Below are 14,550 nucleotides of genomic sequence, written 5' to 3'. Positions count from 1 at the left end.
AGCGAACGGCGGCACGAAGCCGCCGACGGAGCCTCCAATGAAGCGAATCGTCCTCGTCACCCTGGTTTGCGGTTCCCTCGCGGCGTGCGGCACGCCGCCCAACCGTGGCACCGACGAGCCGCGCGTCGGCGGCGGCGCCGGCGGTTCGGGCGGGAAGGTGGATACCGGGGGTACCGGCGGTTCCGGTGGTCTTGCTGGTACCGGCGGGAAGGGAGGCGACGTCGAGCCTCCCGCGACCGGGTCCGGTGGCCGTGGCGGTTCGGCAGGGGCCGGCGCAGGCGGGGAGGGCGAGGCCCGCGACACCGTGCGGATCGACTCGATCGAGACCGACGGCAGCGAGAGCGAGAAAGAGCCCGCCCGGCGTTTCCGCGGGACGTTGCTGATCCGCGGCGCCGGCCTCGACGGAGCTACCGCGATCCTGCGCCAGAACGGCGCCGAGCTCCCGTTGCAGGTCCTCGACTCGACCAGCGACGCGCTCCGCGTGGAGGTGCCGGACGACGCCGAGACCGGCGCGTCCACCGTGGTCGTGCACAACCGGGCCATGTCGGCGCAGCGCGACCTCTGGCTCTTCCAGGGCGAGCGCGGCGAGGTCGGCCCCGAGGGGCCGCAGGGCGATCAGGGCGAGATCGGGCCTGCCGGGCCTCGCGGGGAGCAGGGTCCCGCTGGTCCCCAGGGGCTTCGGGGTGCGCAGGGTCTCACGGGCGAGCGGGGGCTTGCCGGTCCCCAGGGACCCGCCGGGCCGGTGGGCCGCGCAGGCGAGGACGCCTTCAACCGGATCGATGCCCTCGATTCGGGAGCGGGCGACACGTCCATCCGCTCCGACGCCGATTGGCAGGTCGTCGGTCAGGCCAAGAACGTCACGATCTCCTCCCGCCTCACGCTCGTCACCGCCGACGTCTCGTTGAGCTCCGGATCGCTCTCCTGGTCGAACGGCTGTTTCGTCGAGCTCAACGTGCAGGCGAACGGCACGAATCTCCTCGCCAGGCCCTACCGTCTCCGAGTCCGCGACGTCACGGGGATGTCCGCGACCTTCCACGCGTACGCGAGCAGCAGCAGCTTCCCTGCCGCGAAGGCCTACCGCATCGTCGCGCGGACGACCGGTGTGTGCCCCAGCCTCACGGCGCACGACGGTCGGATCCTGGTCCTCCAGATGAACGGGTAGGAGCAGCGCCAACTTCGAGTGAGGGGCTCTCGGAGCGTGTGAAGAAGTCGGTCCCGCCTGAAGCGGGCCCGGCTTCTTCAGCCGCGCTTCGCGCGAATACGCTCTTCTTTGCGTCTGCTCCGCCTTCGGCTCCGCGGCGGGGATCGATCGGGAAGCGATCGATCCCCGCCTTGCGATTCTTGACCCTCCCGGCGCCCGATGCGAAGGTTGCGGCTCATCCATCGGCTCGACTCCGGAAGTCCCTCCCGACGAACGTCGAGCCAGGTAGGCCCAATCGCGATGAAGTTCACCTGCGATCGCTGCCGCGCGCAGTACATGATCTCCGACGAGAAGCTCCGCCCGGGCGGAGTGAAGGTCCGCTGCAAGAAGTGCGGGCACGTCATTCTCGTCAAGCGCGGCGCTCCCGTCGTCCTCGAGCCGACAGGACTCGAGACCCGCAGCGCGCCGGGGGCGAGCCAGGCCCGGAACGGGGGAAGCCTCGACGACGAGCTCGGCGCGGCCTTCGACACCATGGTCTCTGGCGAGCCGGCGCTTTCCCAGGCTCGGCGCGACGACGGCATGGCCGCCGATCCCTTCGCTGCGTTCGGTGGCGGCGCCTTCGCTGCGCAGGAGCCCGTCCCGGCGGAGGCCACGACGGCCTCGACCGCACCGGCTCCTGTGGCCGCGCCCGCTCTCGAGGAGCACGATTGGTTCCTGGCCGTCGCCGACGAGCAGGTGGGACCGCTCCGCCTCGACGGGATCCGCGAGCGCTGGGAGCGCTCCGAGATCGGCCCCGACACCCTCTGCTGGAGGGCAGGGCTCCTCGACTGGACGCCACTCTCTACGCTCGAGGAGCTGGTCGGTGCCCTCGTGCCCCGGCCGGCGCCCGCTCAGCCCGGCCTGAGCGCCGCGGCCCCCGCGCCGAGCGCTCCGAGCGCGGCCCCTTCGGCGCCGAGCGCCGATTCGTCCCAGGCTGCGTGGCGGCCGTCTGCAGCGAGCGCCCTCGCCTCGCTGGTGGAGAAGGAGCTCGAGGCCGCCCGCAAGCAGGAGAAGGCGGCGCCGCCTCCGGTCGACGACGAGGATCAGGCTCCGGCCCCGGAGACCACCGGGATCCGGATGCTCCTCCGGGACCTCCCGGAGGCGCCGCCGAGCGAGCCTTCGCGCGTCATTTCGATGGAGCGTAGTGCGCCCGTGCCGGCGCCGGCGGCGCCCGTCGCTGCCGCTCCCGCCCCGCGACCGGCTCCCGCCGCCGCGACCCAGGCCCCGTCGGCCTCTCGCAAGACGGGTTGGATCGCCGCGGCGATCGCGCTGCCGCTCCTCGCTGGGGCTGGCGCCTGGTTTGGCGGCGTCTTCGATCGGCCTTCCCAGCCGGCCGTGGCCGCTGCCACACCGCCTCCCGCGGCGCCGGCGGCCAACGCGCAGCCGCCTGCGGAGCGGCGTCCGGAGCCCCCCGCCACGCCCGAGCCGAACGGTGGCACGGCTGCGCCTGCGACCGCTGTCGCCGAGGCCGTCCCCGCGAACGAAGAGAACGCTAAGGAGGCAGTCGCAGCGGCAGAGCCCGCAGCGGCGCAGGCCGAGCCCGCTGCTGCCGAGCAGCCGAAGGCGGCGGCGGATGGCAAGGGAGCCGAGGTCGCGGCGGTCGCGGCTCCGGCCGCCCCTGCGGCCCCTGCTGCGCCTGCTGCTGCCGCAGCCCCGAGGAGAACCCACGCCGCGGCCCCCGCGCCGGCCCCCGCCCGAGTGGCGGCGGTCCAGCCGGCCGCCGCTCCTCCGCCTGCTCCGGCTCCGCGGCGAGGCTCGGACGATCTGCTCAACACCGGAGGCGGGAGCTCGATCGACGATCTCTTCAACAAGGAGTTCTCCGGACGATCCGCGCCCAAGCCCGCGCCTGGGCGGGGTTCCGACACCTACATCCCGCCGGCGCCTGGGGCTGGCGCGGCGATCCCGCAGCAGCTCGGCCACGGCGACATCACCGGGGTGGTCGTGGGCCAGAAGGCGGCGATCAAGGGTTGCGTCACGTCCTACAAGAACGACAACCCCTCGGCATCCGGCACCGTGGTCATGCGCTGGACCATCGAGAACACCGGCAAGACCTCGGGTGTCCAGCAGATGAAGGGCAACGAGCACGCCGCCCTTGGCTCCTGCATCGGCGGGCTGATCAAGGGCTGGAAGTTCCCTGCGTACTCCGGTTCGAAGATGGCCCCGATCGACTTCCCGTTCCAGTTCTGAGAGAGCGCTTCCGGTCGACGGAAGCCCGCGGCGATACTCGTTTTTCACGGTATCGCCGTTTTTGATCCGTGGTATCCACAGCGACCACTGCGGTACGTTTCGTGACAATTTGGACAATGGCGTGGTAAGCACCGCGCTGGCTGGCAGCGCAACGTCGCTGTCGTAGATGGAGGATTCAATGACTCAGTTGAAGTGGCTGATGCTTTCGGTGGGGTTCGTCTTCGCCGCGTCGATTGGGATGCTGGCGTGCGGGGACAGTGCGAAGACCGCGTGCACCTCGGACAGCGACTGCTCCGAGGGCGAGGTCTGCATCACGAAGACGGGCGTGTGCGAAGAGGCCTGCGAGACGACGGAGGACTGCTCGGGTGACAACGCCTGTTCGAACGGCTGCGCCGGCTCGACCCAGGCGTCGTTCTGCTTCCTTCCCTGCAAAGGGGACGGCGACTGCAGCGACACCGAGGCCTGTGATCTGACGTTCTGCGGCGGGAAGGGCGGCCTCTGCATCCCGGTGGCGCCGGTCTCCTGCACCGTGGCTGGCAACGAGTGCGCGGCGGGCACGGTCTGCGACCCGGCCACGCTGGTCTGCATCGACAAGTGCACCTCGAACGCTGATTGCCCCGCGACGACCTCCTGCAACCAGACCTCCGGGCTCTGCGTGGCGGCGGGAACGGGTTGCACCACCGACGCTCAGTGTGGTGCGGAAGCTCAGTGCATCAACAACAAGTGCGAGCCGATCGCGACCTGCACCACCCAGATGGAGTGCTACGACGCGGGCAACCAGTACTGCGCCGCCACCGGCACGGGCGTGAACACTTGCCAGAGCACGGCTTGTGGCCAGTCCTTCAACAGCTGCACCCGCTGCACCAGCGGTCCCAACGGTGGCAACCGGGATGCGAGCGGCCCCGAGATCTTCTCGGCGGCTCAGGACAACATCGGCTCGGGTGGAAGCTCGCGCTGCACCCGCGACGCGAACAAGTGCGCCCCGGACGCCCCCATCCTCTGCCAGTTCAGCTTCTTCGCCTTCTCGCCGAACGCCCTTCCGACGGCTAGCCTCAACTCGAAGGTCTTCGTGATCGGCTCGAAGGGTCCCACCAATCCGTTCGGCGTGAAGCGGACCGAGAAGAACAACCTTTCGAACTACTCGTTCCAGGCGTGCTTCAGCGAGGGCGGCTCGTCCAACTCGGTGGGCACTGCGGCCTTCCTGAAGGACGACGCCGGCCGGCAGTCGAACACGCTGTGCACGGTGGGCTCGAAGTAGGCCCGACCGACGACTCTCGACCCGCTCCCGGCCTCGGCCGAAGCGGGCGAGGGTGAGCCTCTCTCGAGGCTCGAAGGTGGCCGCGAGCGTGCGCGTTTGCGCACGGCGCGGCCACCTTCGTTTCGAAGGCGCTGAGCCCGGGCGCGATGCCCTGGGATGCAGCGCGCCGCGTCGTGGAACCGCTAGCGTCGCAGAGCATCCAAAGAAGCCCCGCGGCGCCCATCGCCGTCCTTGACCGACCAGGAATCGGCGTCTACGTTCGACAGCCACGCCGACATCGGGAGGAAGCTTGGCCATCCAGGTACAGCACGTCTCCGCCAGCATGCAGGGCCTCCTTCCCGTCGACCGATTCGGGGTGCGGGAGCTCGAGGAGATCCGTCTGATCCTCCGGGGCGGCTCGGTGATCGACTGGAGGCGCCTGAGCTTCCGCGACCGGGACGAGGTGGACGGCTTCATCCGGCTCTGCCTCTTCCGTCCGGAGCACCCCGCCGACGAGGCGCGGCTCCGGGAGATCCTGGCGGAGGCGGTGGACTACCTCCGAAGGGTCTTCCGCTATCGGGTGACCGATGTGGTCGCCCACCCGAGGGAGCTCCACGACCTCTTCCTCATCGCTTCGGGGGTGGGGGAGCACCGCAAGTGGCGGCGGATCGCCTGCATCGTCCTCAAGGTGATGCACACGATCTTCCACACGGATTCCCGCGAGATGCTCTTCCGGACGCCCATCTCGTCCTCCGAGTTCGCGGCGCTCATCGACCGCCGGGTCCAGGCCGTGGCGATCCAGCTCAAGGAAGCCGGGGCGCCGCTGGTGGATTTCGTGGGCAGCGTGAAGACCCGCGAGTCGATGATCACCAAGTTGCTCGCGAAGCGGGAGTCGGTGGCGGCACAGATCTTCGACAAGGTGCGCTACCGGATCGTCACTCGCACCGAGGCGGACATCCTCCCGGTGCTGCACTTCCTCACCACCCACCTCTTCCCCTTCAGCTTCGTCGTCCCGGCCCAGAGCCAGAACAACCTCGTCTCCTTCCATCAGCTCCTCGAGGAGACGCCCTCCCTCGCGGAGCACGCGGCGCAGCTGCAGAGCCACCTCGAGACCGAGGAGGTCTACGACCGTCGAAAGGGGATGAACGAGTTCTCCGGGAAGGACTACCGGGTGATCAACTTCGTCGCGGACGTTCCCGTGCGCCTCGACGAGCACCTCTGCATGATCGAGGGTGCACGTCGGATCCCGCGGCCGGAGATCGCGTTCGCGCCCGTGGAGTTCCAGCTCGTCGACGAGGAGACGGCCCGCCTCAACGAGGAGGGCGCGAGCTCTCACGATCGCTACAAGCGCCGGCAGAGGGTCCGCGTGCTGCGCCGCCTCTCGAAAGGCCTGGTGGTGCCGAAGCGCAACGGGGCGTCCGGGGCGAAGATCGCCCAGAACGGCGACACCGTCCCCGACTCCGAAGCCTGAGGCCGGATGGCTACGCGAGGTGATTCCCTCGCGTAGGCCCATCGCTACGAGCGCCGCGTGGAACGGCGCCCAGGATTAGCGCTTCTTCCGGTTGCTCTTGCGGGCCTGGCGCTCGCGCTTGCGCTTGTCCTTGAGGCGCTGCTTCTCCTTGTCGGAGACGAAGGACGGTGCGCCGGCGGCGCCGAGGTCGTAGCCCATCGCGCGGGCGCGGGCCCTCGCGACCGGGTCCATCGGCGGCGTGTAGCCCGCGGGCATGCCGGGGAGCCGCTCGGGCTGGGACGGGCCGGGGCCCCCAGCGGCGCCGAAGATGTCGGAGAGGTCCATGCCCTTCATCTGGCGGAGCTGGGCCATCTGGCGGAAGCCGGGGAGCCGGGAGAGGAGGCCGCCGGCGTTTCCGCCGATCTGCTTCATCACCGTGCGCATCCCGTTGTAGCGGGTGAGGAGCTCCTGCACGTCCTTCTTGGTGCGGCCGGAGCCCTTCGCGACGCGGTTCAGGCGGGAGTCGTTGAAGAGCGAGGGATTCTTGCGCTCGTCCGGGGTCATCGAGTCGACCATCGCCTCGATCCGGCCGAGCTCCTTGTCGTCGATGTTCACGCCCTCCGGCAGGTCGCCGAAGAGGGGGAACTTCTCGAGGAGCTCGGAGAGCGAGCCCATCTTCTTCACGACGCGGATCTGGTCGACGAAGTCCTGGAGCGTGAAGTTGCCCGAGAGGATCTTCTCGGCGTCCTCCTGGGCCTTCTGCTCGTCGACGACCTTCTCGAAGTCCTGCATCAGGCCGACGATGTCGCCGAAGCCCAGGATGCGGCCGGCCAGGCCCTCGGGGCGGAACTCCTCGAGCTTGTCGAGGTTCTCGCCCATGCCGAGGAACTTGATGGGCTTGCCCGTGACTTCCTTGATCGAGAGGGCGGCGCCGCCGCGGGCGTCACCGTCGAGCTTCGTGAGGATGAAGCCGTCGATCGAGAGGCGGCGGTCGAACTCCGCGGCGGTCTTCACCGCGTCCTGGCCGATCATGGCGTCGGCGACGAGGAGGATGTTGTCGGGCTCGGTGCCCGCCTTGATCTCCTCGAGCTCCCGCATCATGTCCTCGTCGATGGCGAGGCGGCCGGCGGTGTCGAGGATGACCACGTCGCGGTGCTGGGCGCGGGCCTGCTCGAAGGCCGCCTTGCACATCTGCGGCGGGCGGGCGTTCGGGTCGTGGTAGACGGGCACGCCCAGTCGCTGGCCGAGGACCTTGAGCTGCTCCACGGCGGCGGGGCGGTAGATGTCGGCGGCCACGAGCAGGGGCTTCTTGCCCTCGGCAAGGAGCTTGTTCGCCAGCTTGCCCGCCGTGGTGGTCTTACCGGAGCCCTGGAGACCGACCATCATGATCCCGGTCGGACCCTTGGCCTTGAACGTCAGCGACGTGTCCACGGGGCCCATGAGGGCCTCGAGCTCGTCGTGGCAGATCTTCACGAAGTGGTCGGCGGGGCTGACCTTCATCGCCCCCTTCTTCGACTCGACCTTCGTGTCGACCACCTCGCCGGTGGCCTTCTCCCGGACGCTCGCGATGAAACGCTTGACGACCCCGAACTCGACGTCGGCCTCGAGGAGGGCGACGCGGATGTCGCGCAGGGCCTCGTCCACCACCTCGGGCGTGATCTCCGCCTTGCCGCGGAGGCGGTTGCGAGCGGCCTTGAAGCCCTTGGAAACGGCGTCGAGCATTGCGAGAACTCCCCTTGAAGCGACCGGATGGGCGGATCCCTGTTGAAACGCGCGTCTCTAGCACGCGATTTCCGCTCCTTCAACGCGCATCGACTCCCTCCGGTTCACGAAGGGGACAGCGCTGCCCGGAGCTCCGAGCGCGATCGGGAGGGCGCTCGCCCCCTGCCTCTCCGGACGATCGGCGGAATCCTAAATTTGAAACACGACGGGTGAAACAAAAACCTTGCTCTCGTGAGGCGGGTAGAGGGAGGATTTGGCAGGCTGTCTCACGGGAGGGTTCACATGCATTTGCGTCGTGTGCTGTCCGTAGTGGTCTGTGGTCTTGCCTTCTTCCACGCCTCCGCCTCCAAGGCGGAAGCGCCTCATGCTCAGAGCGACGGGCACGAGGGGTTGTTCCTCCGGCTCCATGCCGGTCCGTCGTACCTCCGCCTGTCGAACTCCGAGAACAGCAACAAGCTAGGCGGGGGCGGCCTGGGGTTCTCGCTCGCTGCCGGGCACGCGATCGACAGCAACCTCATGCTCTTCGGCGAGTTCATGATGGACCGCGTCTCGGAGCCGAGCTTGTCGGTGGGCAGCGATTCCGCGACGCTCAAGAAGACCTCCCTCAGCACCATGGCGTTCGGGCCGGGGGTCGCGTACTACCTCATGCCGCTCAATGCCTACGCCTCCGGAAGCCTGCTCCTGGGCAACTATTCGTTCGCCGGGAACGACCTCTTGCTGGACACGACCTCCAAGATGGGCTTCGGCGCCAAGCTGGGAGTGGGCAAGGAGTGGATGCTCGCTCCCAATTTCGGGCTCGGGGTCGCCGGCAACGCGATGTTCCTGCGCGTCGCCGAAAAAGACTCCAGCGCGAAGTCGACCGCCATGGTCTTCGGTCTCGCGGCGTCGGGGACGTACAACTGAGATATCGCGTCGATGCGTGAATGAAAGGACCCCCGGTCGAACCATTGGCCGGGGGTCTTTCTATGGGCCATGAGCTGGGACGCGGTCGGCCCGGGCGCGTTTCTCCGCGATCGCGAGAGCGCCGCAGCGACCGTTTCAGTACCCCCGAAAAGGCGAAGGCCCCGAATCCCTTGCGGGAAACGGGGCCTTCTTTGGCGGGCGATGCAGGATTCGAACCTGCGGCCTTTGGCGTCGGAGGCCAACGCTCTATCCAGCTGAGCTAATCGCCCATGTGCTCTGAAAGCTCGGCCTATGTAGCTTTCCGCCCGATCGTTGGCAAGCGATCTTTGCGGGAAAGATCGACGTGCTACAGTGCGCGCCTCCTCTCCTCGGCCCGGGTGGCGGAATGGCAGACGCGGCGGACTTAAAATCCGCGGCCCGCAAGGGCGTGAGGGTTCGACCCCCTCCCTGGGCACCAGAGATCCCGGCGGTCGGCGCCATGCTCCCCGCGACCTGATAGCGAATTGCACCGCGTTCGCAGCGAAGCCTTCTTACGACCCGACGGCTACCAGGCGATCTGGGAGCGGACGATGAAGGCGTTCTCGGGCACCTCGTCGGGGACGCTCTCGACGCCCGACACGAACCTCGTCCGGAAGAAGCTGACCATGAAGCGGGCGCTCGGGCTGGGCCACCAGCCGAAGTTGACGGCCCACTCGCGAGCGATGCGCTGGGCGTGGCTGGGATCGTTGAACGTCGGGAAGGTCCTCGGGTCGATGTGTAGCTCGGAGTAGCGAGCGGCGAACTCGAAGGCGCCGGCGCCGCCCTGGCTGATCGAGTGTCGAGGCTTCACCCCGTCGTAGCGACGGCGGCCGCCGATGACGTAGGTGCCGGCGGCCTGCCAAGCCTTGTTCGTGAGCCGTCGTGTGTCGTCGCCTACGCGGACGTCCTCGGTGGAGATGTAGTACTCGCCCAGGAGGCCGAAGCCGCCGGTGAAGAAGTAGAGCTGGGGCGCGAAGCGATAGCGCTTGCCGTCGATGAAGGCGGCCTCTGTTCCCGTCCTGTACTTGAAGAAGGTGTGCTGGCCCGCGGAGACGAAGGTGGCCAGCTCGGGCGTGGCTGCGGTCCCCTTGGCCTTGCCGTAGGTCGTGGCGTAGCCGAGGCCGAGGAAGCGGAAGAAGCCCTTCGGAATCGGGCGGATGAAGATCCGTCCCGCCACCTCCTTGCCGTGGTCCGGGTCGAGGTCGAGGCTGGCGTTGTCGGCAGCGCCATTGAATGCGCCGATGGCCCAGGAGAAGGCGTCGTGGAAGAAATCGCCGTGGAGCTCCGCGCCGACGTCGCGGTTGGGCACGAGGAGCGTGGGAAACGCGCGCTCCGCGAAGAAGAGATCGGTCGCGGTCTGCAACCGCTCGAGGCCGACGGGGGCCTTGTACTTGCCCATCCGGAAGCCGATCCCTTTGAGGGGTAGGATCTCGACCCAGGCGTCTTGGATGATGGCGACGCCGAGCCCGAAGTCCGGCATCAGGCGGAAGTTGAGATAGCGGTAGAGCGTGCCCGCGAGGATGGGCCGGACGCGCCGGAGCGCGAAGGTGTCGGGCAGGGAGGAATCGTTCTTGCCCGCGTAGATCCGTGCGTCCGCCTGGATATAGCCGTCGAGGTGGAGAACGAAGTCGCCGTCCTGGCTTCGAAGGGAGAATCCCTCGGAGTCGATCCGTATCTCTGGAGGGGTGGCGGCCGAGTCCTCCTTCTCCTTCGCGGCCCCTGAGGCGGGGAAGGCGGCAAAGGCGAGGAGAGCGGCGATCAGGAGCCCGTCGAGGCAGCGCCGCCGAGCGGTCCTGGCGCTGGCAGCGGAAGGTGCGTCTATCGGCACTTTCTTGCGTTCCAGCGCCATGTCCCGGGCTTCGTCGTGGAGAGCGGACGACCGATTCTTTCGTGCGTTGGGATCGAGCAGATGGCACCCCCCGTCGCGGACCGTTCGAGGCTACGCATCGAGGGATCGACGCGGCTCGCGGCCGGCGCCCGTCGCTGTTCGATCCGGGACAGGGGCGGGTGTGCCAACCGTGAAAGGGCTGGAATTTCGGGTTCGAAAACCGTTCGATTCCGGACTCTCGTGGGCGGGACCGACGGCCGAATGGCGAACGAAAGGGATCCCGGGGCAGGGAGTCGGACGGCGAGCCCGGCGGAGCTGAACGGCCCCGCCGGGGCGGGGGACACGTCCGATTCCGAACTTGCGCAGGGGAGGGGAGGCTCTTATTTCACGCGAGTCTTCGTCGGACGCACCGGGGCGCGCCGTTGCGCGTCGGTGGTGGCCGACCAAAAGAATGCCCCCATGTCCGCGACTCCCTCCGCATCCAAGCCGGCGCTCGGCCGCCGGCTCGTCTGGCTGATGGCCTTCGCCGCCGGCGCGACGGTTGCGAACCTCTACTTCAACCAGCCCCTCCTCACCGAGATCGGCGCCTCCTTCGGCGCATCGAAGCAGGCCCTCGGCCTGGTGCCGACGCTCCCGCAGGTGGGATACGCGATCGGGATCCTGCTCCTGGTGCCCCTGGGCGACAGCCTCGAGCGTCGCCGGATGATCGTCCTGCTCACAGTGGCGATCAGCCTCGCCCTCGTCGCGGTCGCGGCGTCGCCGTCGCTCCCGTTCCTGCTGGCCGCGAGCCTCGTCCTCGGCTTCACCACCGTGGTCCCGCAGCTCCTCATCCCCTTCGCCGCGCACCTCGCGCCGGACGAATCGCGCGGGCGGATCGTCGGCACGGTGATGAGCGGCGTTCTGATCGGGATCCTCCTCTCGCGCACGGTTGCGGGCTTCCTGGGGGCCTGGCTCGGGTGGCGGGCGGTCTTCTGGATCGCGGCGGGCCTGATGCTGCTGATGGCGGCGGCGATGCGGCTCATGCTGCCCGCGCAGAAGCCGGAGTCGCCGATGCCGTATCCGGCGCTGCTCCGCTCGCTGGGCGCGCTCTGGCGGGAGGAGCCCATCGTCCGGCGGCACGCTCTCCTCGGCGCGGCCTCCTTCGCGTCCTTCGCCGCCTTCTGGGCGATCCTCGCCCTCCACCTCCAGGCGCTGCCGGGCGCGTATGGGTCCGACGTCGCAGGGATCTTCGGGGTCGTGGGGGTGGTGGGCGCGCTGGCGGCGCCGCTGGTGGGGCGCTACGCGGATCGCCACGGCGGCCTCCGCGTGAACGGCATCGCGATCTCGCTGCTGGTGCTGGCCTACGTGGGCCTCTGGGCCTTCGGCTCGAGCCTGGTGGGGATCGCCGCCGGCGTGATCCTCCTGGATCTCGGCGCGCAGTCGAACCACATCTCCAACCAGACTCGCGTCTACTCCCGCAGACCCGAGGCGCGCAGCCGGCTGAACACCCTCTACATGGTGTCCTGCTTCGCCGGCAGCTCGGCAGGCGCCTGGCTGGCCTCCGTCGCCTGGAACGGCTGGGGCTGGGCCGGGGTGTGCGCCGTCGGCGCCGGGGCGGCGGCTTTGGGCTGGCCCGTGCTGGCCGCTGCCCGGAGGCGCGCGTCGGCCGATCCGCAGGGCGCACGCCTGGCAAGCTGACGAAAAACCGGAGCCCATCGGCCGCGCTTGACGGCGGCGGGCATCAGAGGCGAAACGAGCGCAGCACGAATCTGCTCGGCGTCGCCATGAGGTCCCCTTGATCCGCTTCGACTCTGTCAGCAAGCAGCACGGAAACCAGATCCTCTTCGTGGAGGCCTCCGCCACCCTCAACCGCGGGGAGAAGGTGGGCCTCGTGGGACCCAACGGCGCCGGGAAGTCCACGCTCTTCCGGATGGTGATGCGCCAGGAGACGGCGGACGAGGGCCAGGTGGCCATCGATCGCGGCGTGACCATCGGCTACTTCAGCCAGGACGTCGGCGAGATGGCGGGGCGCTCCGCGCTCGCCGAGACGATGTCCGGGGCCGGCGAGGTGTCTACGGTCGGGACCGAGCTCGCCTCCCTCGAGGCGGCGCTCGCGGATCCGTCCAGGGCGGACGAGCTGGACAAGCTCGTGGAGCGCTTCGGCGAGGTCCAGGGTCGCTTCGAGGAGCTGGGCGGTTACGCGCTGGAGGGGAGCGCCCGGGAGATCCTCGCGGGCCTCGGCTTCTCCGAGTCGATGATGGACGGCGACGTGGGCGGCCTCTCCGGCGGCTGGAAGATGCGGGTCGCCCTCGCGCAGATCCTCCTGATGCGGCCGGACGCCATGCTCCTCGACGAGCCCTCGAACCACCTGGATCTCGAGTCGCTGATCTGGCTGGAGGGCTTCCTGAAGGGCTACGAGGGCGCGCTCCTGATGACCTCCCACGACCGGGAGTTCATGAACCGGATCGTCGGGAAGATCGTGGAGATCGATGGCGGGACGCTGACGACCTACTCCGGCAACTACGACTTCTACGTGCAGCAGCGGGCGCTCAACGAGGCCCAGGCCCAGGCCGCCTACGAGCGCCAGCAGGCGATGCTGGCCAAGGAGATGCGCTTCATCGAGCGCTTCAAGGCCCAGGCGGCGAAGGCGGCGCAGGTCCAGTCCCGCGTCAAGAAGCTCGACAAGATCGAGAAGGTCGAGGCTCCCAAGCGTCAGAAGACCCAGCACTTCGAGTTTCAGCAGTCGCCGCGCTCGGGCGAGGACGTGGTTCGCCTCGAGGGTGTCTACAAGGGCTACGGCGACAGGCGGATCTACGACGGCCTGGACCTCCTGATCCGCCGCGGCGAGCGCTGGTGCGTGATGGGCGTGAACGGCGCCGGCAAGTCCACGTTGCTCAAGCTCGTGGCGAGCTCGACGACGCCGGACCAGGGTTCGGTGACGGTGGGAGCGAGCGTGAAGCTGGGGTACTTCGCCCAGCACGCCATGGAGCTCCTCGACCCGGGAAGCACGGTCTTCGAAGCGCTGCAGAACTCGTTCCCCCGCGCTTCGCAGGGTTCGCTCCGCACCCTCGCCGGATGTTTCGGTTTCTCCGGAGACGAGATCGAGAAGCCTTGCCGGGTGCTCTCCGGTGGCGAGAAGGCGCGGCTCGTGCTCGCGATCATGCTCTACGATCCGCCGAATTTCCTGGTGCTCGACGAGCCGACCAACCACCTGGATCTGGCGACGAAGGAGATGCTCGTCGAGGCGCTGAAGCAGTTCGAGGGGACGATGCTGATCGTCTCCCACGATCGTCACTTCCTCGCCGCGCTCTCGAACCGGGTGCTCGAGCTCTCGGAGGGCGACGTCCGCACCTATCCCGCGGGCTACGTCGAGTACGTGGCGTCCACCGGCCGTGAAGCGCCGGGTCTTCGCGAGTAGCCTCGATTCTCGGTCATTTTCCGGCGGACACCGCGACCGGCGCAGGCTCGGCGGCCTCGTCGGTACGGCGCGGCGGCGGCTCGGCGATCCCGACCGCACGGGGCCCGATCGCGTGGGGAGGGAGCGGCTGCACCAGGCGGCGGCGCGCGAGGGCGATGGCCCCGGCGCCCGCCAGCGAGATCGCGGCAACCGCACACGCCAGCCCGAACCCGCCCGGCCGGAGGCGCAGGGGCGAGAGCTTGTCGCCGAAGACGAGCGCGCCGGCGCCGATGGAGAAGGCCGCGCAGACGAGGACCGCGCCGGCGGCGGCGTCCTTGGCGATCCGCGCGAGGGGGTGCGGATCGGGGGACGCAAGATCGATCGCGGCCTCGACCGCCGTGTTGACGAGCTCGGTCGCCCACACGAGGGCGATGGCCGCGAGGACGACGGCGATCTCCACCCGGGAGAGCTGGAGGACGCACGAGAGGCAGGCGGCGAGCGTCGCGGCGGCGTAGTGAATCCGCATGTTGCGCTGGGTGGCGAGGGTCGCGACCACGCCCCGAGAGGCACATGCGAAGCTTCGCCCGAGCGTCTGTCGTCCGAAACTCATCTTCGTCCTCGCCGCCCCTTTCGGCGCGCCCTCTCGACC

At 69.0% G+C, this 14,550-nt stretch carries 10 protein-coding genes and 2 tRNA genes; 8 read left to right on the top strand and 4 right to left on the bottom strand.

Annotation, left to right across the window (positions count from 1 at the left end):
* The first annotated feature begins 37 nt into the window (after positions 1-37).
* The 4 genes from AKJ08_RS08090 to AKJ08_RS08075 all read left to right on the top strand — a co-directional run bounded on the left by AKJ08_RS08090 (position 38) and on the right by AKJ08_RS08075 (position 6,075).
* Positions 38-1,162 (top strand): collagen-like protein, encoded by a 1,125-nt coding sequence (locus AKJ08_RS08090; protein WP_050725600.1) that lies wholly within the window; start codon positions 38-40, stop codon positions 1,160-1,162.
* Positions 1,163-1,441: 279 nt separating this feature from the next.
* Positions 1,442-3,367, top strand: coding sequence for an adventurous gliding motility protein GltJ (gene gltJ / locus AKJ08_RS08085; RefSeq protein ID WP_050725599.1), 1,926 nt, complete (start codon positions 1,442-1,444; stop codon positions 3,365-3,367).
* A gap of 178 nt (positions 3,368-3,545) precedes the next feature.
* The gene (locus AKJ08_RS08080) at positions 3,546-4,625 is read left to right on the top strand and encodes a hypothetical protein (protein ID WP_157370565.1); all 1,080 of its coding nucleotides are present in this window, start codon (positions 3,546-3,548) and stop codon (positions 4,623-4,625) included.
* A 289-nt stretch (positions 4,626-4,914) separates the two neighbouring features.
* Positions 4,915-6,075: a TIGR04552 family protein gene (locus tag AKJ08_RS08075; protein ID WP_240475467.1), complete on the top strand. Its 1,161-nt coding sequence runs from the start codon at positions 4,915-4,917 to the stop codon at positions 6,073-6,075.
* Between the two features lie 75 nt (positions 6,076-6,150).
* On the opposite strand, the gene ffh is transcribed toward AKJ08_RS08075, so the two are convergent.
* Positions 6,151-7,776, bottom strand: a complete 1,626-nt coding sequence (gene ffh / locus AKJ08_RS08070; RefSeq protein ID WP_050725597.1) for a signal recognition particle protein — start codon at positions 7,774-7,776, stop codon at positions 6,151-6,153.
* A gap of 282 nt (positions 7,777-8,058) precedes the next feature.
* Between ffh and AKJ08_RS08065 the strand changes: the two genes are divergently transcribed.
* Positions 8,059-8,679 carry a hypothetical protein gene (locus AKJ08_RS08065; RefSeq protein ID WP_157370564.1) on the top strand — a complete coding sequence of 207 codons (621 nt, stop codon included), beginning with the start codon at positions 8,059-8,061 and terminating at the stop codon, positions 8,677-8,679.
* A 192-nt stretch (positions 8,680-8,871) separates the two neighbouring features.
* Here the strand turns inward: AKJ08_RS08065 and AKJ08_RS08060 are convergent.
* A tRNA-Arg gene (locus AKJ08_RS08060) sits at positions 8,872-8,948 on the bottom strand.
* A gap of 102 nt (positions 8,949-9,050) precedes the next feature.
* Between AKJ08_RS08060 and AKJ08_RS08055 the strand changes: the two genes are divergently transcribed.
* Positions 9,051-9,136 (top strand) — tRNA-Leu (locus tag AKJ08_RS08055).
* A gap of 87 nt (positions 9,137-9,223) precedes the next feature.
* Here the strand turns inward: AKJ08_RS08055 and AKJ08_RS08050 are convergent.
* Positions 9,224-10,546, bottom strand: coding sequence for an OprO/OprP family phosphate-selective porin (locus tag AKJ08_RS08050; protein ID WP_050725595.1), 1,323 nt, complete (start codon positions 10,544-10,546; stop codon positions 9,224-9,226).
* A gap of 438 nt (positions 10,547-10,984) precedes the next feature.
* On the opposite strand from AKJ08_RS08050, the gene AKJ08_RS08045 reads away from it, so the two are divergent.
* On the top strand, positions 10,985-12,202 hold the full coding sequence (locus AKJ08_RS08045; protein WP_050725594.1) for an MFS transporter: 1,218 nt from the start codon (positions 10,985-10,987) through the stop codon (positions 12,200-12,202).
* A gap of 97 nt (positions 12,203-12,299) precedes the next feature.
* Positions 12,300-13,922, top strand: a complete 1,623-nt coding sequence (locus tag AKJ08_RS08040; protein ID WP_050725593.1) for an ABC-F family ATP-binding cassette domain-containing protein — start codon at positions 12,300-12,302, stop codon at positions 13,920-13,922.
* Between the two features lie 13 nt (positions 13,923-13,935).
* On the opposite strand, the gene AKJ08_RS18570 is transcribed toward AKJ08_RS08040, so the two are convergent.
* Positions 13,936-14,511 (bottom strand): diacylglycerol kinase family protein, encoded by a 576-nt coding sequence (locus AKJ08_RS18570; RefSeq protein ID WP_082342904.1) that lies wholly within the window; start codon positions 14,509-14,511, stop codon positions 13,936-13,938.
* Positions 14,512-14,550 lie beyond the last annotated feature (39 nt).

The organism is Vulgatibacter incomptus (assembly GCF_001263175.1).
GTDB lineage: Bacteria > Myxococcota > Myxococcia > Myxococcales > Vulgatibacteraceae > Vulgatibacter > Vulgatibacter incomptus.
This window is presented reverse-complemented; position numbering and strand designations above follow the sequence as displayed.